The 20,215-nt window shown below is 66.2% G+C and carries 18 protein-coding genes; 11 read left to right on the top strand and 7 right to left on the bottom strand.

From position 1 onward, the window contains the following. The first annotated feature begins 5 nt into the window (after nucleotides 1-5). Entirely contained in the window at nucleotides 6-983 is a 978-nt protein-coding gene (locus ACFQU0_RS13090) for an NADPH:quinone reductase (protein WP_382201478.1), read from the top strand. A 7-nt stretch (nucleotides 984-990) separates the two neighbouring features. On the opposite strand, the gene ACFQU0_RS13095 is transcribed toward ACFQU0_RS13090, so the two are convergent. Continuing rightward, on the bottom strand, nucleotides 991-2,034 hold the full coding sequence (locus tag ACFQU0_RS13095; RefSeq protein WP_382201480.1) for a quinone-dependent dihydroorotate dehydrogenase: 1,044 nt from the start codon (nucleotides 2,032-2,034) through the stop codon (nucleotides 991-993). Between the two features lie 37 nt (nucleotides 2,035-2,071). Between ACFQU0_RS13095 and rpiA the strand changes: the two genes are divergently transcribed. After that, complete coding sequence (gene rpiA, locus ACFQU0_RS13100) at nucleotides 2,072-2,743, top strand: ribose-5-phosphate isomerase RpiA (protein WP_382201482.1); 672 nt, start codon at nucleotides 2,072-2,074, stop codon at nucleotides 2,741-2,743. Between the two features lies 1 nt (nucleotide 2,744). Here the strand turns inward: rpiA and ACFQU0_RS13105 are convergent, their stop codons facing one another. The 3 genes from ACFQU0_RS13105 to ACFQU0_RS13115 all read right to left on the bottom strand — a co-directional run bounded on the left by ACFQU0_RS13105 (nucleotide 2,745) and on the right by ACFQU0_RS13115 (nucleotide 5,959). Next, nucleotides 2,745-3,356 carry a glutaredoxin family protein gene (locus ACFQU0_RS13105; RefSeq protein WP_382201483.1) on the bottom strand — a complete coding sequence of 204 codons (612 nt, stop codon included), beginning with the start codon at nucleotides 3,354-3,356 and terminating at the stop codon, nucleotides 2,745-2,747. Between the two features lie 29 nt (nucleotides 3,357-3,385). Further along, the gene (locus ACFQU0_RS13110) at nucleotides 3,386-5,419 is read right to left on the bottom strand and encodes a M3 family metallopeptidase (RefSeq protein WP_382201485.1); all 2,034 of its coding nucleotides are present in this window, start codon (nucleotides 5,417-5,419) and stop codon (nucleotides 3,386-3,388) included. A gap of 69 nt (nucleotides 5,420-5,488) precedes the next feature. Next, entirely contained in the window at nucleotides 5,489-5,959 is a 471-nt protein-coding gene (locus ACFQU0_RS13115; protein ID WP_382201487.1) for a YhbY family RNA-binding protein, read from the bottom strand. A gap of 15 nt (nucleotides 5,960-5,974) precedes the next feature. On the opposite strand from ACFQU0_RS13115, the gene ACFQU0_RS13120 reads away from it, so the two are divergent. From ACFQU0_RS13120 to ACFQU0_RS13140, 5 genes are all read left to right on the top strand, one after another. Continuing rightward, nucleotides 5,975-6,628, top strand: a complete 654-nt coding sequence (locus ACFQU0_RS13120; RefSeq protein WP_382201489.1) for an RlmE family RNA methyltransferase — start codon at nucleotides 5,975-5,977, stop codon at nucleotides 6,626-6,628. Nucleotides 6,629-6,746: 118 nt separating this feature from the next. Beyond that, nucleotides 6,747-8,663 carry an ATP-dependent zinc metalloprotease FtsH gene (gene ftsH, locus ACFQU0_RS13125; protein WP_382201491.1) on the top strand — a complete coding sequence of 639 codons (1,917 nt, stop codon included), beginning with the start codon at nucleotides 6,747-6,749 and terminating at the stop codon, nucleotides 8,661-8,663. 94 nt (nucleotides 8,664-8,757) lie between these two features. After that, nucleotides 8,758-9,585: a dihydropteroate synthase gene (folP, locus tag ACFQU0_RS13130; protein ID WP_382201493.1), complete on the top strand. Its 828-nt coding sequence runs from the start codon at nucleotides 8,758-8,760 to the stop codon at nucleotides 9,583-9,585. 9 nt (nucleotides 9,586-9,594) lie between these two features. After that, nucleotides 9,595-10,926, top strand: coding sequence for a phosphoglucosamine mutase (gene glmM / locus ACFQU0_RS13135; RefSeq protein WP_382201495.1), 1,332 nt, complete (start codon nucleotides 9,595-9,597; stop codon nucleotides 10,924-10,926). Further along, nucleotides 10,923-11,411, top strand: coding sequence for a GNAT family N-acetyltransferase (locus ACFQU0_RS13140; RefSeq protein WP_382201497.1), 489 nt, complete (start codon nucleotides 10,923-10,925; stop codon nucleotides 11,409-11,411). The genes glmM and ACFQU0_RS13140 overlap by 4 nt, the downstream gene beginning before the upstream one ends. Before the next feature lie 105 nt (nucleotides 11,412-11,516). On the opposite strand, the gene ACFQU0_RS13145 is transcribed toward ACFQU0_RS13140, so the two are convergent. From ACFQU0_RS13145 to ACFQU0_RS13155, 3 genes are read right to left on the bottom strand one after another with little or no spacing between them, the layout of a single operon-like run. Continuing rightward, nucleotides 11,517-12,731, bottom strand: a complete 1,215-nt coding sequence (locus tag ACFQU0_RS13145; RefSeq protein WP_382201499.1) for an exo-beta-N-acetylmuramidase NamZ family protein — start codon at nucleotides 12,729-12,731, stop codon at nucleotides 11,517-11,519. Beyond that, nucleotides 12,728-13,309, bottom strand: coding sequence for a DOMON-like domain-containing protein (locus tag ACFQU0_RS13150; protein ID WP_382201500.1), 582 nt, complete (start codon nucleotides 13,307-13,309; stop codon nucleotides 12,728-12,730). The genes ACFQU0_RS13145 and ACFQU0_RS13150 overlap by 4 nt, the downstream gene beginning before the upstream one ends. 14 nt (nucleotides 13,310-13,323) lie before the next feature. After that, nucleotides 13,324-14,601, bottom strand: coding sequence for a hypothetical protein (locus ACFQU0_RS13155; protein WP_382201502.1), 1,278 nt, complete (start codon nucleotides 14,599-14,601; stop codon nucleotides 13,324-13,326). 68 nt (nucleotides 14,602-14,669) lie between these two features. On the opposite strand from ACFQU0_RS13155, the gene ACFQU0_RS13160 reads away from it, so the two are divergent. The 4 genes from ACFQU0_RS13160 to ppk1 all read left to right on the top strand — a co-directional run bounded on the left by ACFQU0_RS13160 (nucleotide 14,670) and on the right by ppk1 (nucleotide 20,198). Beyond that, nucleotides 14,670-16,154: a CYTH and CHAD domain-containing protein gene (locus ACFQU0_RS13160; RefSeq protein WP_382201504.1), complete on the top strand. Its 1,485-nt coding sequence runs from the start codon at nucleotides 14,670-14,672 to the stop codon at nucleotides 16,152-16,154. 86 nt (nucleotides 16,155-16,240) lie between these two features. After that, entirely contained in the window at nucleotides 16,241-17,089 is an 849-nt protein-coding gene (locus tag ACFQU0_RS13165; protein WP_382201506.1) for a GNAT family N-acetyltransferase, read from the top strand. Beyond that, nucleotides 17,089-18,003 carry a UDP-2,3-diacylglucosamine diphosphatase gene (locus tag ACFQU0_RS13170; protein ID WP_382201508.1) on the top strand — a complete coding sequence of 305 codons (915 nt, stop codon included), beginning with the start codon at nucleotides 17,089-17,091 and terminating at the stop codon, nucleotides 18,001-18,003. The genes ACFQU0_RS13165 and ACFQU0_RS13170 overlap by 1 nt, the downstream gene beginning before the upstream one ends. Nucleotides 18,004-18,110: 107 nt before the next feature. After that, complete coding sequence (gene ppk1 / locus ACFQU0_RS13175) at nucleotides 18,111-20,198, top strand: polyphosphate kinase 1 (protein ID WP_382201510.1); 2,088 nt, start codon at nucleotides 18,111-18,113, stop codon at nucleotides 20,196-20,198. Nucleotides 20,199-20,215 lie beyond the last annotated feature (17 nt).

The following is a 20,215-nucleotide window of genomic DNA, read 5'->3' on the forward strand; positions in this document are numbered from 1 at the left end:
AGACAATGAAAGTGGCCTGGTACAACCGCAACGGCGAAGCGCGCGAGGTGCTGCACCTGGATGAATGGCCGGACCCCCAGCCGGCAGCCGGCGAGGTGCGCGTGCGCCTGGTCACCTCGGGCGTCAACCCCTCCGACGTGAAAAGCCGCCGGGGCCGTGCGCCGGCCTGGGACCACATCGTGCCCCACAGCGATGGCGCGGGTGTGATCGATGCCGTGGGCGGTGGTGTGCCCGAAGCCCGTGTGGGCGAGCGGGTGTGGATCTGGAACGGCCAGTGGCAGCGCCCTTTTGGCACGGCAGCCGAGTACATCGTGCTGCCTCAGGCCCAGGCGGTGCCCTTGCCCGACGGCACGGACTTTGAGGCCGGCGCCTGTTTTGGCATCCCTGCGCTGACCGCGCTGCAGGCCTTGCGCATCGCTGGCGACGTGGCGGGGCGCGACGTGCTGGTCACCGGTGCGGGCAACGCGGTCGGCCACTACGTGACCCAACTGGCGGCACGCAAAGGTGCCCGGGTGATTGCCACCGCTGGCCACGAGCTGCGCCAGTCGCACGCCTGGGCGGCCGGCGCCCACGAGGTGCTCGACTACAAACACGGTGGTGTGGCCGAGCAGGTTCGTGCGCTGACCAAGGGCCAGGGCGTGGACGTGATCATCGACATGGACTTGTCGGGCACCGCCGGGCTGCTGGCCCGTGGCGCGCTCAAGGCACACGGTCACCTGGTCTGCTACGGCAGCAACCAGCCGCTGCAGGTGCCGCTCGACTTCCGAAGTCTGTTGTGGGGCTCGCTCAATCTGAGCTTTTTCCTGGTGTACGACCTGCTGCCGCGCGACCGGGAGGCCACCATCGCCGAACTGGAGGCGCTCTTGCGTGCGGGGTGCCTCAAACACGCCATCGGCGCGCGTTTTCCGCTGGCACAGATCGCTGCCGCCCACGAGGCCGTCGAAAACGGCAAGGTGGTGGGCAACGTGGTGCTGACGATCTGAGGGGTGTTCAGCGGCGGGCGGCCTTCAGCGCGGCGGCGGCTTCCTGCACCAGGCCCGGCCCCTTGTAGATGAGGCCGGTGTAGATCTGCACCACGTCCGCCCCGGCCTCGATTTTTTTCACGGCGTCGGCACCGCTCAAAATGCCACCCACGCCGATGATGGGGAAGGCCTTCCCCAACTTGGCGCGCAGCTGGCGGATGACGGCGTTGCTGGCTTCAAACACGGGTGCGCCCGACAGGCCACCGGCCTCGTCGCAATGAGGCAGGCCTTTGACGGCCTCTCGCGAGAGTGTGGTGTTGGTGGCCACCACACCGTCCATGCCGTGGCGTTGCAGGGTGGCGGCAATCACGTCGATCTGCGCTGCGTCCAGATCGGGCGCGATTTTCACGAACACTGGCACGCGGCGTCCATGCTGCTGGGCGAGTTGTTCGCGGCGCGCGGCCACGGCCGAGAGCAGGCCATCGAGCGCCTCGTCGCTTTGCAGGGCGCGCAGGTTTTTGGTGTTGGGGCTGGAGATGTTGACGGTGACGTAGTCGGCGTGCGGGTACACGCCGTCCAGGCACTTGAGGTAGTCGTCGGTGGCGTTCTCGATGGGCGTGGCCGCGTTTTTGCCGATGTTCAGACCCAGCAGGCCACCCTTCTGACGAAAGCGCGCCTGCTGCACGTTGGCGATGAAGCTGTCCAGGCCTTCGTTGTTGAAGCCCAGGCGGTTGATCAGCGCGTTGGCCTGGGGTAGGCGGAACATGCGCGGCTTGGGGTTGCCGGCCTGGCCCAGTGGCGTGACGGTGCCGACCTCAACAAAACCGAAGCCCATGGCGCCCAGGGCGTCGATGACGCGGGCGTTTTTGTCCAGCCCGGCGGCCATGCCCACGCGGTTGGGAAAGTTCAAGCCGGCCAGGGTGATGGGGTCGCTCACGCGGCTGCTGCCGAACAGGCAGGTCAGCGGCGTACGCTGGGTGCGCGCCAGCGATTCCATGGTCAGTTCGTGGGCGGCTTCGGGGTCGAGGCCAAAGAGAAAGGGCCGGGCCAGGCCGTAGGGCAGAAGGGGCATTGGATAATCCGCGAATCAATTGTTGCGATTGTCTCAAATGACCCAAAACGAACTCAAAACCCTGGTCGGCCAGGCCGCGCTGCAGTATGTGGTGCCGGGCGAAATCATCGGTGTGGGCACCGGCTCCACCGTCAACAAGTTCATCGACGCGCTGGCGACTATGAAGGACCAGATCAAGGGCGCGGTGTCCAGCTCGGTGGCCTCCACCGAGCGCCTGCTGGCCCTGGGCATCCCGGTGTTCGACGCCAACGAGGTGGGCGAACTGGCCGTGTATGTGGATGGCGCCGACGAGATCGACGGCCGGGGCCACATGGTCAAGGGCGGTGGGGCGGCGCTCACGCGCGAGAAGATCGTGGCCGCGCAGTCGCGCCAGTTTGTTTGCATCGCCGACGCCTCCAAGAAGGTGGAGGCGCTGGGCGCCTTCCCGCTGCCGGTGGAGGTGATTCCCATGGCCAGCGCGCGCATCACGCGGCAGTTTGCGGCGATGGGCGGCACGGCTACGCTGCGCCTGAAGGACGGCGCGCCGCTGGTGACCGACAACGGTCAGCACATCCTGGACGTGCGTGGCCTGCACATCACCGACCCGTTGGCCTTCGAGAGCGAGGTCAACCAGTGGCCAGGTGTGGTGACGGTGGGCGTGTTTGCCCACCAGAAAGCCCAGGTCTGCCTGCTGGGCACCGAGCAGGGCGTGCTGACGCTGACCTACTGACTCAGAAGCGGATGCCGGCCGGGTTAGAGGGCGGCGCTGCCACCGGCGCCGAAGGGGCGGCGGGCGGTGGCGGGGCATCGGGCTTGGGCGCTTCGGGCGCGGGTGATGCCGTGGGTGCCAGGGCCTGTGGCACCGGTTTGCGGTAGGTGCGCGGCAGTTGCGACTGGGCAGGGTAGCCGGCTGCGTCAAGGTAGCGGTTGAGGTCGCTGGCCAGAAAGCCGCTGATGCGCTGTGTGCCGATGGTGGTCAAAGGCAGCGCGTTGTCGGCACCCAGCGCCGCAAACGCCTGCCCGTCTTCCGCTGTGGTGATGGTTTTTTCGGTGAACGGCACGCCACGTTTCAGCAGCAGCTCGCGCGCGCTGTTGCACGGGTTGCATTTGTCGCTGGTGTAAAGCGTGACCGGGTAACGTTGCACCGCCTGGCGCAGGGCGAAGGGCAGGGCCCCCGCCTCGCTGGGTGTAGCGGCGGGTGTGCTGGCCGAGGCCGGCGCGGCGCGGTCGGTGTAGGTGACCTTGCCATCCGGCCCCACGATGCGCTGTACACCCTGGGCCTGCGCAGTCAACGCGCAGCACAGTATCAGGGCACCGGTGGAGAGAGCGTGAACCGCTTTCATGTGAACTCCTGCATGCTGTACAAGGGATGTCAGGCCGCCATGCCCTGGTGGCGCAGCAGCGCGTCGATCTGTGGTTCGCGCCCCCGGAAAGCTTTGAACGATTCCACCGCCGGACGGCTGCCACCGGCCTCCAGTATGGCCTCCAGGTAGCGCCGACCCATGGCCGGGTCCAGTGGGTTGCCCGCTTCTTCGAAGGCGGCGTAGGCGTCGGCGCTCAGCACCTCGGCCCATTTGTAGCTGTAGTAGCCGGCCGCATAGCCACCGGCAAAAATGTGGCTGAAAGTGTGGGGCATGCGGTGGTAGGCCGGTGGCTGCAGCAGCGATACCTCGTTGCGCACTTGGCGCAGCAGGGCCATCACGTCGTTGCCGGGCATCTGGCCCTGGTGCAGCAACATGTCGAACAGTGAGAATTCGATCTGGCGCAGGGTTTGCAGGCCGCTCTGGAAGTTTTTGGCCGCCAGCATCTTCTCAAACAGCGCACGGGGCAGGGGCTCACCGGTGTCCACATGGGCGGTCATGTGTTTGAGCACCTCCCATTCCCAGCAGAAGTTTTCCATGAACTGGCTGGGCAGTTCCACCGCATCCCACTCCACGCCGCTGATGCCGGACACGTCACGCTCGTTCACTTGGGTGAGCAGGTGGTGCAGGCCGTGGCCGAACTCGTGAAACAGCGTGATGACGTCGTCGTGGGTCAGCAGCGGTGGCTGGCCGTTCACACCTTCGGCAAAATTGCACACCAAGTGGGCCACGGGCGTTTGCAGGGCGCCGGTGTCGGGGCGCAGCCAGCGGGTGCGGACGTCGTCCATCCAGGCGCCGCCGCGTTTGCCGGTGCGGGCACCCAGGTCAAGGTAGAACTGACCCACCAGTTGGCCACCGCGTTCGAGGCGAAAGAATTCGACCTTGGGGTGCCACACCGGCGCGCTGTCGGCGCGTATGGCCACGTCGAACAGGGTCTCGATGATCTTGAACAGGCCGGCGAGCACCTTGGGTGCGGTGAAGTAGGGCTTGACTTCCTGCTCGCTGAAGGCGTAGCGGGCTTCCTTGAGCTTCTCGGCGATGTAAGGCCAGTCCCAGGCCTGCGGATCGCTCAGGCCCAGCTCGCTGGCGGCGAAGGCGCGCATGTCGGCCAGGTCTTGTTCGGCATAAGGGCGGGCACGGGCGGCCAGGTCGCGCAGGAAGGCGATGACCTGTGCCGGCGAGTCGGCCATCTTGGGCACCAGCGACAAGGTGGCGAAGTCGGGTTTGTCGAGCAGGCGGGCTTCATCCTGGCGCAGAGCCAGGAGTTCCTGCATCAACGGCGTGTTGTCATACTTCACTGCATCGCCGTCGGCCTGATCGCTGGCGCGGGTGACGTAGGCGCGGTAGAGGCGCTCGCGCAGCGCGCTGCTGTGGGCGAATTGCAGCACCGGCAGGTAGCAGGGCAGCTTGAGGGTGAGTTTGTGGCCGGTTTTGCCCTCTGCCTCGGCGGCGGCTCGGGTGGCGGCTTTCACGTCATCGGGCACACCATCGAGTTCGTCGGACTGCGCGTAGTAGGCAAAAGCGTCGGTGGCGTCCAGCGCGTTTTCGCTGTATTTCTGGCCCAGTTCGGCTTGCCGCTCCTGGATGGCCGCGAAGCGGGCCTTGGCATCGCCTTGCAGCTCGGCACCGCCCAGCACAAAACCGCGCATGGCGTTTTTGTGGGCCTGGCGCTGCTCGGGCGTGAGCTGGGACGGGTCCATCTGTTTGTACTTGGCGTAGAGACGCTCGTCGGCACCCAGACGGGTCCAGAACTCGGTGACCGCGGGCAGGGCCGCGTTGTAGGCGGCGCGCAGCTCGGGCGTGTCGGCCACGCTGTTGAGGTGGCTGACCGTGCCCCAGGCGCTGCCCAGGCGCTCGGTGGCCACATCCAACACCTTGGCCATGGCCGACCACTGGGCGGGGAATTCAGCCGCCGTGGCGGCTTCCAGCGCGGTGTTGGCCTCGGCCAGCAGCGCTTCAATGGCGGGCGTCACGTGTTCGGGGCGGACGGCATCGAACAGGGGCAGGTTGGAAAAATCGAGCAGGGGGTTGGCGGACGTGGTCATGCGCAAAGCGTGTGGGGCAAAAGCCGAAATTTCAAGCCGGGTGGAGCCTGGCTGGGTGTTCAGCGGCGGTCAGGGCTGCGATTTTTTCAAACTTTTCTGCTTGGGCTGGATGCGCTTGATGTTGCCGCCAGCGGTCAGGCGCTCATTGCCCAGCACGCGCACCGTTTTCACTTCGGGGCGCTGGCCGCCTTTTTTGCTGTACTTCAGCACCTTCACGTCGCGCGGCGCCGGCATGCGCTCGGTATCAAACGCTTTTTCCTTCTCGGGCAAAGGGCGCCACAACACGAGCAGCTTGCCGATGTGCTGGATGGGGGCTGCGTCCAGGGCGTCGGCCAGGGTGGTGAACATGGCTTCGCGGGCAGCGCGGTCGTCGTTGAAGACGCGCACCTTGATGAGGCCGTGTGCCTTGAGCGCGGCGTCCACTTCCTTCTGGACGGCGGCGGTCAGGCCGTCGCCACCAACCATGACCACGGGGTCGAGGTGGTGGGCTTCTGCCCGGTGGACTTTGCGCTGGGCGGGGGTGAGTTGTATCTGAGGCATGGGACAATTATCCCCGTGAAAGTCAAAACAAACAGCAAGAAGGTCAACAAGGCTTGGCTCAACGACCACGTCAACGATCCTTACGTCAAATTGGCGAAGAAGGACGGCTACCGGGCGCGGGCGGCTTACAAGCTCATGGAGATCGATGAATCGCTGCACCTGATCCGCCCGGGTGACACCGTGGTGGACCTGGGTTCGGCGCCCGGCGCCTGGAGCCAGTACCTGCGGCGGCGGCTGTCACCCCAGGGGGCCGCCGTGGGCGCGCTCAACGGTCGCATCATCGCGCTCGATCTCTTGCCCATGGAGGCCATCGAAGGCGTGCACTTCATCCAGGGTGATTTTCGCGAGGACGGCCCGCTGGCACAACTGACGCAGCTGTTGGGGGACAAGCCGGTGGACCTGGTGGTGTCGGACATGGCGCCCAACCTCTCAGGCATTGCCCAGACGGACGGGGCGCGCATCACCCACCTGATCGAGCTCGCGGTGGACTTTGCCAAGGCCCACCTCAAACGTGATGGCGCGCTGGTGGTCAAACTGTTTCATGGCCCGGGCTACGAAGAATTGGTCAAGCTTTTCAAGGACACCTTCCGCGTCGTCAAACCGGTCAAACCCAAGGCCAGCCGCGACAAATCGTCGGAAACCTTTCTGGTGGGCTTGGGTCTGAAATAAAAGTTATGGCGGTGATAGCCCGCCCCCAGTCGGGTATTTCGCCGGGCCGCCCCTTGAAAAGCCTAAAATCACCTCATCTGTCAAGTGTCTTGGCACGTTTTCGCCTCAGGAGCCTTTCTTGAACAACCCCTGGTTCTCCAAAATCGCCGTGTGGATGGTCATCGCCATGGTGCTCTTCACGGTCTTCAAGCAGTTCGACGGCCGCGCCACGGCCGGCGCGGGCTACATGGGGTATTCCGAATTCCTCGATGAGGTCAAAGCCCAGCGCATCAAAAGCGCCACCATCCAGGAAGGGCAGGGCGGCACCGAAATTGTGGCCGTCACAATCGATGACCGCCGTGTGCGCACCACCGCCACCTACCTCGACCGTGGGCTGGTGGGCGACCTGATCGCCAACGACGTCAAGTTCGATGTGCGTCCTCGCGAAGAAGGCTCGCTGCTCATGACCTTGCTGGTCAGCTGGGGCCCCATGCTGCTGCTGATTGGCGTGTGGGTGTACTTCATGCGCCAGATGCAGGGTGGTGGCAAGGGCGGTGCCTTCAGCTTCGGCAAGAGCAAAGCCCGCATGCTCGACGAGAACAACAACACCGTGACCTTTGCCGACGTGGCCGGTTGCGACGAGGCCAAGGAAGAGGTCAAGGAAGTGGTGGACTTCCTGAAAGACCCGCAAAAGTTCCAGAAGCTGGGCGGACGTATTCCGCGCGGCCTGCTGCTGGTGGGCCCTCCGGGCACCGGTAAAACGCTGTTGGCCAAGTCGATTGCCGGTGAAGCCAAGGTGCCATTCTTCAGCATCTCGGGCTCCGACTTCGTGGAAATGTTCGTTGGCGTGGGCGCGGCCCGCGTGCGCGACATGTTCGAAAACGCCAAGAAGAACGCGCCCTGCATCATCTTCATCGATGAAATCGACGCCGTGGGCCGCCAACGTGGCGCCGGCCTGGGCGGTGGCAACGACGAACGCGAACAGACCTTGAACCAGATGCTGGTCGAGATGGACGGCTTCGAGACCAACCTGGGCGTGATTGTGGTGGCCGCCACCAACCGCCCCGACATTCTGGACGCAGCGCTGCTGCGCCCGGGCCGTTTCGACCGCCAGGTGTATGTCACGTTGCCCGACATCCGTGGCCGCGAACAAATCCTGAACGTGCACATGCGCAAGGTGCCGCTGGGCACCGACGTCAACGCCTCGGTGATCGCCCGTGGCACGCCTGGCATGAGCGGTGCCGACCTCGCCAACCTGTGCAACGAGGCCGCCCTGATGGCCGCGCGCCGCAACGGCCGCACGGTGGAAATGCAGGACTTCGAGAAGGCCAAGGACAAGATCCTCATGGGCCCTGAGCGCAAGAGCATGGTCATGCCCGAGGAAGAGCGCCGCAACACGGCCTACCACGAGGCCGGCCACGCACTCATCGGCAAACTGTTGCCCAAGTGCGACCCGGTGCACAAGGTCACCATCATCCCGCGTGGTCGTGCCCTGGGCGTGACCATGAGCCTGCCAGCGCAGGACCGGTACAGCTACGACCGCGACTACATGCTCAACCAGATCAGCATGTTGTTCGGTGGCCGCATCGCCGAAGAGGTGTTCATGCACCAGATGACCACCGGCGCCAGCAACGACTTTGAACGCGCCACCCACATCGCCCGCGACATGGTGATGCGCTACGGCATGACCGATGCGCTGGGCCCCATGGTGTACGCAGAGAACGAGGGCGAGATCTTCCTGGGTCGCTCGGTCACCAAAACCACCAACATCAGCGAATCGACCATGCAGAAGGTCGATGCCGAGGTGCGCCGCATCATCGACGAGCAGTACAAGCTGGCCCGCGACCTGATCGAGGAACACAGCGACAAAATGCACGCCATGGCCAAGGCCTTGCTGGAGTGGGAAACCATCGACACCGACCAGCTCGACGACATCATGGCCGGCAAGCCGCCACGTGCGCCCAAAGACTGGACGCCACGCAACCCCAGCGTGGGTGGCGGCAGCAGTGGCGGCGGCGGCGCCGTGGCGACCGACCCGGCGCCCAACGCCGCATGACCCCATGACGCGCCGCTGCCCGGCTTGGTGACACAATGACCGACCCGCCCGCGCAAGCCGGCGGGTCTTTTCATTTGGTCATTTGTCATTCCTCATGTTCTGGCAAACCTCGCGTTTCAACATCGACCTGGCACAGCCGCAGGTCATGGGCATCGTCAATGTCACGCCCGATTCTTTTTCCGATGGCGGCCGACACGACACCACCGCCACTGCGTTGGCGCACTGCGAGCAGCTGCTCAAAGACGGGGCTCACCTGCTGGACATCGGTGGCGAATCAACCCGGCCCGGCGCACCGCCGGTGGGGCTGGAGGACGAGCTGGCCCGTGTCCTGCCGGTCGTAAAGGGCGCCGTCGAACTGGGTGTGCCCGTGTCGGTCGATACCTACAAACCCGAGGTCATGCGGGCCGTGTTGGATGCCGGCGCCGACATCATCAACGACGTGTGGGCCTTGCGGCGGGGCGATGGCGTCTCAGCCGTGGCGGCCCACCCGCATTGCGGCGTCTGTCTGATGCACATGCACCTGGAGCCCCAGACCATGCAGGTCGCCCCCATGAGTGGTGACGTGGTGGCCCAGGTGCGCCATTTTCTGCGTGAGCGTGTACAGACGCTGCAGGCCGCTGGTGTGGCGCGCGAGCGCATTGCGCTGGACGTGGGCATCGGGTTTGGCAAAACGGTGGCGCAGAACTTCGCGCTGCTGGCGGCCCAGACCGAGCTGCTGGAGGAGGCGATGCCCTGGCTGGTGGGCTGGTCGCGCAAGTCCTCGCTGGGCGCCGTCACGGGGCGCAGCGTGCCCGGCGAACGTGTGGCCGCGAGCGTGGCTGCCGCGCTGCTGGCGGTGGACCGTGGCGCACACATCGTGCGGGTGCACGACGTGCGTGAGACGGTGGATGCGCTCAAGGTGTGGGCGGCCGTGCGAGGATAATTGCGGGATATGACAAGAAGATATTTTGGTACCGACGGGATTCGCGGGACGGTTGGTCAAGCCCCCATCACCCCCGACTTTGTGCTCAAGCTCGCCCACGCCGTGGGCCGCGTGCTCAAACGTGGCGAGAGCCGGCCCACCGTGCTGATCGGCAAGGACACCCGCATTTCGGGCTACATGCTCGAATCGGCCATGGAGGCCGGCTTCAACTCGGCCGGTGTGGACGTGCTGCTGCTGGGCCCGGTACCCACCCCCGCTGTGGCCTACCTCACCCGCGCCCAGCGCGCCAGCCTGGGGGTCGTCATTTCGGCCAGCCACAACCCCTTTGCCGACAACGGCATCAAGTTCTTCAACGCCCAGGGCGCCAAACTGCCCGACGAGTGGGAGCGCGCGGTGGAGGCCGCCTTGGATGAGCCCCCCGTCTGGGCCGAATCCGCCGCCTTGGGCAAGGCGCGCCGTTTGGACGACGCGGCTGGCCGGTACATCGAATTCTGCAAAAGCACCTTCGACAAAGAACTCAGTCTCAAGGGCATGAAGCTGGTTGTGGACGCCGCCCACGGCGCGGCCTACCAGATCGCGCCCAAGGTGTTCCACGAACTGGGTGCCGAGGTGATTGCCATCGGCTGCGCGCCCGATGGCCTGAACATCAACCAAGGTGTCGGCGCCACCCACCCGCAAGCGCTGGTGGACGCGGTCAAGGCCCACGGTGCCAACCTGGGCATTGCCCTCGACGGCGACGCCGACCGTTTGCAGATCGTAGACCCCCAAGGTCGCCTGTTCAACGGCGATGAACTGCTGTATCTGCTGGCCGACGAACGCCTGGGCCGCGACGAGCACGTGCCCGGCGTGGTGGGCACGCTGATGACCAACATGGCCGTGGAGGTGGCGCTCAAGGCCAAGGGCGTGCCCTTGGTGCGCGCCAAGGTGGGTGACCGCTACGTGCTCGAAGAGTTGGTGCAGCGCCGTTGGCTGCTGGGGGGTGAAGGCTCGGGCCACCTGTTGGTGCTCGACCAGCACACCACGGGCGACGGCCTGGTGTCGGCCTTGCAGGTGTTGCAGGCCTGTGTGCGCAGCGGCAAGTCGGTGAGCGAGCTGTTGTCGGGCTTGACCCTGTTCCCGCAAACCCTGCTCAACGTCCGCATCGCGCCCGGTTCCGACTGGAAAAACAACGCCCGTCTGGTGGCCACCCAGCGCGAGGTGGAAGCCGAGCTGGGTGACAACGGCCGGGTGCTGATCCGCGCCAGTGGCACGGAGCCGCTGTTGCGCGTGATGGTGGAGGCACGCGACGCCGCCCAGGCCTTGGCGTGTGCGCAGCGTTTGGTGACGGCGGTGTCGGCATGAGCGCGATCACGGTTCGGCGTGCCGACTACGCCAACGCCTCCGATGCGGCTGCGGTGGTGATGCTGCTGGACGCCTACGCCAGCGACCCCGCAGGCGGTGGCGAGCCACTGAGCGATTTCGCCAAGGCCCATCTGGTGTCCTCGCTTGCTGCGCGCCCGACGGCCTTCAGCATCCTGGCCTTCGATGGCGAGCAGCCGGTGGGCCTGGTCAACTGCATCGAAGGTTTCTCCACCTTTGCCTGCAAGCCCTTGGTCAACGTGCACGATGTGGCGGTGCTGGCCAGCCACCGTGGCCAGCGCATTGGCGAACAGATGCTGGCCCTGGCCGAGCAGATCGCCCGCGAACGTGGCGCTTGCAAGCTCACGTTGGAGGTGTTGTCGGGCAACACCGGGGCCTGCCGGCTTTACGAGCGCATCGGTTTTGAGAACTACCAGCTCGACCCCGCCATGGGCCACGCGCAGTTCATGCAGAAATGGTTGGAATAAGCCACCCCCACGCCGCCATCGGCGTCACCCCCTGAAAGGGGGCGATGCCAGCCGTCCGGCAGAGTCGGCCCGGCGGCATCCCCGGTTGAATTCACGTCTTTGCGGTCAGTAGAGCAGGTAAGGGCGGCGGGCTTCGGCCCAGGCCGCCTCGTCGGCCGCCGCCGCTTGCTCCAGCACCTCGGGCGCGGCGGTCACGTTGTCCACCCACTCGCGCAGCAGCGGCCCGCCGTTGATGAGGTCGATGGCAAGACGGTCGTGTTCGTACTCGTAGGCGAAGTCGCGCCAAAGTGGGTAGTCGGGTGCTTGTAGGCGCACTGCGCGGAAGGCCAAGGCTTGTAATCGCCACGGCTGGAATGTGGTGTGGTGGTAGTGGGTCGGGTCTTCCACGTGGATTTGCACCCCGGCGCACAGCGCGCCCTTGTGTTTGTGGAAGGTGGGCTCGAAGAAGCACGGGCGCAGCACGCAGCCGCGCAGCCATTCCGGTGCGAGTGCGCGCATGTCTGCCAGCAGGCGTGGCACGTCCAGGTCGGGCGCGCCGAACAGTTCCAGCGGACGGGTGGTGCCGCGCCCTTCCGACAGCGTGGTGCCTTCCAGCATCACCGTGCCGGCGTAGGCGCGGGCCATGCTGAGGTTGGCGGCGTTGGGGCTGGGGTTGACCCAGCTTCTCTCCGTGGGCCACCCAAAGCCAGGCGCGGCATCGGGTGCCCAGCCTTGCATGGCGACCACGCGGTAGTCCACCTTCAAGCCCAGCGTGGCAACGAACCAGTGGCCCAATTCGCCCATGGTCATGCCGTGGCGCATGGGCATGGCGCCGGCGCCCACAAAACTTTCCCAGCCCGCGCGCAGCGTGAGGCCCTCGATGGGGCGACCGGCGGGGTTGGGGCGGTCGAGTACCCAGACCGATTTGCCGTGTGCGGCCGCAGCCTCCAGCACGTAGCGCAGCGTGGTGATGAAGGTGTAGATGCGGCAGCCCAGGTCCTGCAGGTCCACCAGCAGCACGTCAAAGCTGTCCATCATGGCCGGCGTGGGGCGGCGCACCTCGCCGTACAAACTGAACACCGGGATGCCCAGGCGGGGATCAAGGAAGTCGGGCGACTCGACCATGTTGTCCTGCTTGTCGCCGCGCAGGCCGTGCTGCGGGCCGAAGGCGGCTGTCAGCTTGATGTCGGGCAGGGCCGCCAACGCGTCCAGCGCGTGGGTGAGGTCGCGGGTGACCGAGGCCGGGTGGGCCAGCAGGGCCACGCGCTTGCCCTTCAGAGGCGCGCGCAACGTGGGGTCTTCGATCAGGCGCTCTATGCCAAATGTCGTGCCGAATTTCATGCGGTGGCTGTGGGTGGGTTGGGGGCGACGCTGGGCATCTCGCGCCAGCCACCCCGGTGGTGAAAGTCGGGCCGGTCCGGGCGCGGGTGTTGTAGCGCCCAATAGCTCCGGTGCCCGTCGCGGGTTTCGATCACGGCGCTGAGGCCCAGGCACAGGCTGGATGCCGGGGGCAGGGCGGTCGCGGGCAGTGCGGCCCAGAGGTCAAACTGTTCCGACGTGTGTTCCATCCTAAGGGTCGGCTGGATGGGGCGGCGCGCTTCGGTGTCGGTATCGCGCTGGCGTTCGGCACTGAAGCAGTAGGCGGCCCACTGCCCCGAGGGCGAAAAATTGAACTCCCGGTAGTGCGCGGCCCACACGGGCGAGACAAAAGCTTCCATGCACGTGTGCTGCCACAAACCGTCGGCGGCGCCCGGCGTGGCGGCGGGGGGCAGTTGGATGTCCGCCACTTGGCCGGACACCCGGTAGCGCAACAGCAGGCCGCTGGCCTGCCAGTGCAGCGTGGCCGATACCTGGAGCGCCAGCGGGCAGGGGGTGGCCGGGTGGCACAGCAGGTTCAAAGCGGGCGGAACAGAGGTCACGGCAAAGGATTCTCTCAGGCCGGCAACACGGCCACGGGCGAAAAACCGCCGCTCGGGGTGCGGAAGTTGGTGGTCTGGCCCGCGTACAGGCGCGCGGCCAGCAACTGAATCTGGCTTTGGTAGGTGTAGGCGCGCAAATCCATCTTGAGGTGTTTCTCCTCACCGTCCACGGTCACCAGCCGTTCGCTGGGGGGCACCAGGGCCTGGGCCACATAGCTGCCGTTGGCCAGGATCTCGTCCCACACCCGGTGGGTGAGTTTGTCACCCCGGTACGCCGCTTTGCCGCCGTGGCCGGAGCCAGGCTTGAAGAACAGTTGCCGGCGCCGCGTCCACAAGGCCTCGGCCTGGTCCGCGGTCACCGTTTCGGTGAGGGGCACCACCTGTTGCAACAAGGCGCGGTCGGCTTCGTTCGCGCCCCACTGGGCCAGGCGGTCGGGGTCTCTCAAGGCGATGAGGTTGTGTTTGTGCGCCAGCAGTGCGTGGGCACGCGGGTGCGGTGTCAGCACCACCGCACCGGCCTCGTAGGCCTGGCGCAGCGCGGCGTGGCCAGGCTCGCTGAGATCGAAATCGGTGAGCCGGTTGTAGACCAGGTCCACCGGGTGGTCGGCTGGCAGCGCCGGGTGCCAGAGTGCACCGTCGCGCCAGACCAGCTCGCCCGGGTCGGCCACCTCGGCCAGCAGGCCTTGTGCGCGGAACCAGGCACGCGCCATGGCGAATTCGGGCGCCAGGTACTGGGCTTGCGGGGCGTCGTCCACGATGAGCACCGTGCGCCAGGTCGCGTCGCCTCGCTGCAAGCGCCATTCGGCGCGGAACATGCCGGAAAAGCTGGCGTCCAGATCGGGTGCCTGTGGGCCGAGTTTCAGCGCTTCGTCCATGGCCGCGCAGCAGCTTCGGTGGGCACGGGCCAGGGCGGCATTGAGAAAGGCGCCGCCCGCGTTGGTGTTGATCTCGATGAGGCGGGGGCCGTGCTCGCCGAGGTGGAAGTCGTATCCCATGAACACGCCCAAGGGGCCCAGGTTGTGCTGCGCGATGGCCGGTGCGTGTGCCAGCGCCTCGGCCTGGTAGCCAGGCAGGGCCGCCACCCGTTCGATGGCGGCCACGGCACGTGCCAACGTGTCGCAGGTGCCGGCGTCGATGAAAACCGTGGTGTTGGCAAACAGGTGGGGGTGGCTGTCCTGCAGGCCCGCCCCCAGGCCCGACAGACCCGGGTTGCGTTCAAGCTCCCGACGCAACCGAATCGCGTCCAGTGTTTTGCAGGCGCAGCCCAGGTTGAGGGAGTCGGACAGATTCATGCGTCGGAACTATAACGAAGCGCATCGCGTCATTCGGCGTGTCACCGAATGGTGCTTCAATGCGGGCCATGTCTGAAACCGAACTCAAGCTGTTGCTGCCCGGCGCCGACGCTGCGCGCATCGCCGAGCAGCTCGCGCGCCATCCCGCCTTGCGCCGCCGGCCCCGGCAGGTGCAGCAACTGCACAACGTGTACTACGACACGCCCGACCAGGCCTTGCGGCGGCAGAAGGTGGCCTTGCGGGTGCGCCGCCAGACCACCGGCGAGCCACCCAGCGAGTTGTGGATTCTCACCCTCAAAACCGCCGGCACGTCCGTGGGCGGCCTGAGCCAGCGCGGCGAGTGGGAGGCCACGTTGCGCAGCGCCACACCGCGTCTGTCGGCGCTGCAAGGCACGCCTTGGTCCACACTGGATCCCGACGGCACGCTGTGGCCGCAGCTGGCCCCCACTTTTGTGACATCGTGCACCCGCACGCTGTGGTGGCTGCGCTTGCGCGGTGGCAGTGTGATCGAGGTGGCCTTGGACGTGGGCGAGATCGTGGCCGGCGGACGGCGTGCGCCCATTTGTGAGCTGGAGCTGGAACTCAAATCCGGCCCGCCCGAGGCCTTGCACGCGCTGGCCCACCGGCTCGCCGCAGCGGTGGCGGTGTTGCCGGGTCAGGCCAGCAAGGCCGAGCGTGGCTACGCGTTGGCCCGCGATGAGGCCGCGTTGCCCACCCGCGCGCGTCCAGCAGCGTTGTCGGGACAGATGCGCTTGCCGGCGGTCCTGACGGGCGTGCTCGCCGAGATGTGGGACCAGACCCTGCGCAACGCCGCCTTGTTGACGCACAGCGATGAACCCGAGCCGTTGCACCAGGCGCGGGTGGGTTGGCGGCGGCTGCGCAGCACCACGCGCTTGCTCAGGCCGCTGTTGGGCGCGGCGCCTGCCACGCCAGCGTTGCGCGCCTTCTGGCAGGCCACCGGTCCGGTGCGCGAGCTTGATGTGATGCTCACCGACACCTTGCCCGCTGTGGCCCAGGCCTACGTGGACGGCGACCCGCAACGCCAGGCCGAATGGGACACCGTGCTTGAGGCGGTGCGTGTGGCCCGCGCACAGGTGGCCGCCGCGATGCGATTGCGTTTGGCCGATCCGGCCACCGGCCAGGGCTGGTTGGTGTGGGGCGAATGGCTGGCCGCTGTGGCCCCGTTGCCCGCACATGCTGAGGGCCAGGAAACCAAGGCCACCGATGCCGACCACTGGCCCGCTTGGGTGGCCCAGCGCCTGCGCCGGCAACACAAGCGCCTGACGCAGTTGGGCAAGACGGCCCACAGCGATGCCGAACGGCACGCCCTGCGCCTGCGCGCCAAGCGCTTGCGTTACGGTGCCGAGGCGTTTGCCAGCGTTTTGCCCAAGCGGCGAGCGCTTCGCTGGCAGCAGGACGCCGGTAGGGCCCAGCTGGACGAAGGCCGCCAGCGCGATCTGCGCCAGTGTGTGCTGTGGCTGAGTCAGCTTGCAGTGCCGGCGGGGCCGCTGGCCTTCATGCGCGGCGTGTGTGCGGGGCTGCTGTCACGCTGATGTCATGCAATTGCCATGTGTGGGTCATGGCGGCTTTGAAGAATGTGTGAAGACAAAAGACAACACACATCGACCAGGAGCCTGCGATGAAAGAGCTGCCCACCCCCACCATGGATTTTTCACCCCTGCAACTGCCACGGGGGTCACTTCATCCGTTTCAAGCGCTGGTCCCCGGTGCTCAGCCCGTCCGTGCCGCCGCAGGGATTGAGGTCTCGTGGGCGCGCCATCTGGATGAAGTTCGTGAGGCGCAGCGTCTGAGGTACAGCATTTTTGCCGACGAGATGGGCGCCCGCCTGCCCAAGACCGTGCCTGGCCACGATGTGGACCTGTTTGACGACTACTGCGAACACCTGTTGGTGCGCGAAACCACCCACGGCCAGGTCGTGGGCACCTACCGCGTGCTCACCCCGGCCCAGGCCCAGCGCGTGGGCAGCACCTACAGCGACACCGAGTTCGATCTCACCCGCCTGCGCGCCCTGCGCGAGCGCATGGTGGAGCTGGGCCGCAGTTGTGTGCACAAGGACCACCGCCATGGCGGCGTCATCATGGCCTTGTGGGGCGCGCTGGCCGAGTTCATGGTGCGCAACCAGCTTGACACCATGATCGGCTGCGCCAGCATCCCCATGCAGCACGAGGGCCCCCACGGCATGGTGGGCGGCGGCCACGCGGCGGCCAGCATCTGGCGCCAGTTGCGCAGCACCCACCTGGCGTCGATCGAATACCACGTGCGCCCGCGCCTGCCGCTGCCGGTGGAACAGCTCGACGACACACTGGACGTGGAGCCGCCAGCGCTCATCAAGGGCTATTTGCGCCTGGGCGCCAAGGTGCTGGGCGCGCCCGCCTGGGACCCCGACTTCAACGCCGCCGACCTGCCCATGATGATGCGTATCCAGGATTTGCCGGCCCGCTACCGCAAGCACTTTCTGGGCGTCTGATGCGTGTCGGCCCACACGCCTTCGAGGCCATGTCGCGCACCTGGGCAGATACTGGCCGTGGGGGCGCCAAAGCGGCTTCGCCCCGCAGCCCCGGAGTGGCCCAGGGAGAAGATGCGGCAGAGGGCGAGGAACCGTCCCAGCCACTCCTGCGCGCGGTGTTCATTTCCGACCTGCACCTGGGCACGCCGGGCTGCCAGGCCGGGCCGCTGCTGGAGTTCCTGAAGCACCACCCGAGCGAAACCCTGTACCTGGTTGGCGACATCATTGACGGCTGGCAGTTGCGTCGCCGCTGGTACTGGCCCCAGAGCCACAACGACGTGGTGCAAAAGCTGCTCAAACGCGCCCGCAAGGGTTGTCGCGTGGTGTTTGTGCCGGGCAACCACGACGAATTTGCCCGCCACTTCACCGGCCACCACTTTGGTGGCGTGGAGGTGGTGCACGAGGCGGTGCACACCACCGCCGACGGCAAGCGCCTGTGGGTGGTGCACGGCGACCATTTCGATGGTGTCATCCAGTGCGCCAAATGGCTGGCCTACCTGGGCGACAACCTCTACGAACTCACCTTGCGCCTGAACCGCCACCTCAATTCGTTGCGGGCGCGGCTGGGTTTGCCCTATTGGTCGCTGTCGCAATACCTCAAGCACAAGGTCAAACAGGCGCTCAACTACGTCACACAGTTTGAAAAGGCGGTGGCAGCCGAGGCCCGTCGCCGGGGCCTGGACGGCGTGGTGTGTGGCCACATCCACCGGCCCGAAATGCGCCACATCGACGGCACGCTGTACTGCAACGACGGCGACTGGGTGGAAAGCCTGAGCGCGCTGGTGGAGCATGCGGATGGCCGGCTGGAGCTGCGGTACTGGGCGCCCCAAGGGCTGGCGCCCCGTGTGGCACCGGCCCACGCCGCCGCCACATGACAGTGGGGTATCGGCTGCGTGACTGTTTGTCGTGGCGATGTCACATAAACGTCATGTGACCGTTAAATAATGAAAGCAACACCCGTTGCTCCGGTTCACGCCAGCCCATGACCACCTCCGCCCCGACGTCACACCACAAGATCCCGTTCCTGGACCGCGACCACAGCATTCTGGCGTTCAATCTGCGGGTGCTGGACTGGGCGCGGCGTTCGGAGATCCCTCTGCTTGAGCGGCTGCGCTACCTGTGCATCGTCTCGTCCAACCTGGATGAGTTTTTCGAGGTGCGGGCCGCCCCCCACCTGAGCGCCTACCAGATCAACGAACAGCGTGGCCCGGCCACCGCCTCGACCTACCTGGCCATCACCGAGCGGGTGAAACAGCTGGTGGCCGAGCAGTACGCCATCTACAACAACGAGGTGCTGCCGCTGCTGGAAAAACGCGGCATCAAACTCGTGTCGTACAGCGAACGCAACCCGCGCCAGCGCCGTTGGGTGCGCGATCTGTTTGTGCGCGAGGTGCAGCCCTTGCTGGTACCGGTGGGGCTGGACCCCTCACACCCGTTTCCGCAGGTGGCCAACAAGTCGCTCAACTTCATCGTGCGGCTGTCGGGGCGCGATGCGTTTGGCCGCGAGAACGAGATCGCCATCGTCAAGGTGCCGCGTGTGCTGGCGCGGTTCTTTCGCATGCCCAGCGTCAAGGGCTCCAAACAAAGCCACTTTGTTTCGATCTCCAGCGTGGTGCGCGCCCACCTGTCCGATCTGTTTCCGGGCCGTCAAGTCACGGAATTTGCGCAGTTCCGCGTCACCCGCCACTCTGACCTGGCGGTGGACGAGGAAGAGGTGAAAAACCTGCGCACCGCCTTGCGCAAAGGCCTGCAGCAACGCCACTACGGCCAGGCACTGCGCCTGGAGGTGTCGGCAGGTTGCTCAGAGTTTTTGTCGGACTTTTTGTTGCAGCAGTTCGAGCTGCCGCCGCAGGCGCTGTACCGCGTGCATGGCCCCATCAACCTGGTGCGCATGACGCAGCTCATCGACCTGGTGGACGCACCCGCCTTGCGCTTCGAGCGCTACAACCCCGGCTGGCCGGTGCAACTGGTGCCTGGCCAGTCGTTTTTTGACCGATTGCAGCAGGGCGATGTCCTGATTCATCAGCCCTTTGAGAGCTTTGATGCCGTGCTGGCCATGCTGCGTGAGGCGGTGCACGACCCCGATGTGCTGGCCATCAAGCAGACCATTTACCGCACCGGCTCCAACTCCGAGCTGATGGAGCTGCTGCGCGAAGCCGTGCGCCGGGGCAAGGAAGTGACCGCCGTGGTGGAACTCAAGGCCCGCTTCGACGAAGAGGCCAACATCAACTACGCCGAGCGTCTGGAATCGGTGGGCGCGCAGGTGGTGTATGGGGTGGTGGGCCTCAAGACCCACGCGAAGATGATGTTGATCACACGGCGCGAGGCGGGCGGGCTCAAGCGCTACGCCCACCTGTCCACCGGCAACTACAACCCGGGCACCGCCCGCCTCTACACCGACCTGAGCTACCTCACCGCCGACGAGGCCCTGACCCACGATCTGGACCAGGTGTTTTTACACCTCGCCAGCCAGAACCGACTGCCCAAACTGAACAAGGTGCTGATCGCGCCATTTCATTTGCACAAGGCCATGATCGATGCCATCGAATCGGCGGCCCAGCAGGCCGCCAAAGGGGTCCCGGCCCGCATCATCGTCAAGATGAACGCGTTGACCGATGAGCCGCTGGCGCGCGCCTTGGCCCACGCCTCGCAGCAGGGCGTGGAGATCGATCTGATTGTGCGCGGCGCTTGCATCCTGCCGGCCCAGCTGCCCGGTGTGAGCGACAGGGTGCGGGTGCGTTCGGTCATTGGGCGTTTTCTGGAGCATTCGCGGGTGTTCTATTTCCGCGTCGGTGACCACGAGGCCCTTTGGCTGTCGAGCGCCGACTGGATGAACCGCAACATGCTGCGCCGGGTGGAGCTGGCCTGGCCGGTGTCCGATCCGACATTGCGCCAGCGCATCATGGACGAGTGCCTCAGCGCCTACCTGCACGACACCCGCGATGCCTGGTTGCTGCAGCCTGACGGCCAGTATGTGCGCGCGCAGGCGGGCACCACGGCCAAGGGCAGGGCGGCGGCACACCATTCGGCCCAGGTGTCGCTGATGCAACGCTACGGCAGCAAGGGCTGACCGCGGACGGAGATCGA

The sequence above is a fragment of the Hydrogenophaga defluvii genome, assembly GCF_042665235.1.
In the GTDB taxonomy this organism is placed as follows: domain Bacteria; phylum Pseudomonadota; class Gammaproteobacteria; order Burkholderiales; family Burkholderiaceae_C; genus Hydrogenophaga; species Hydrogenophaga defluvii_A.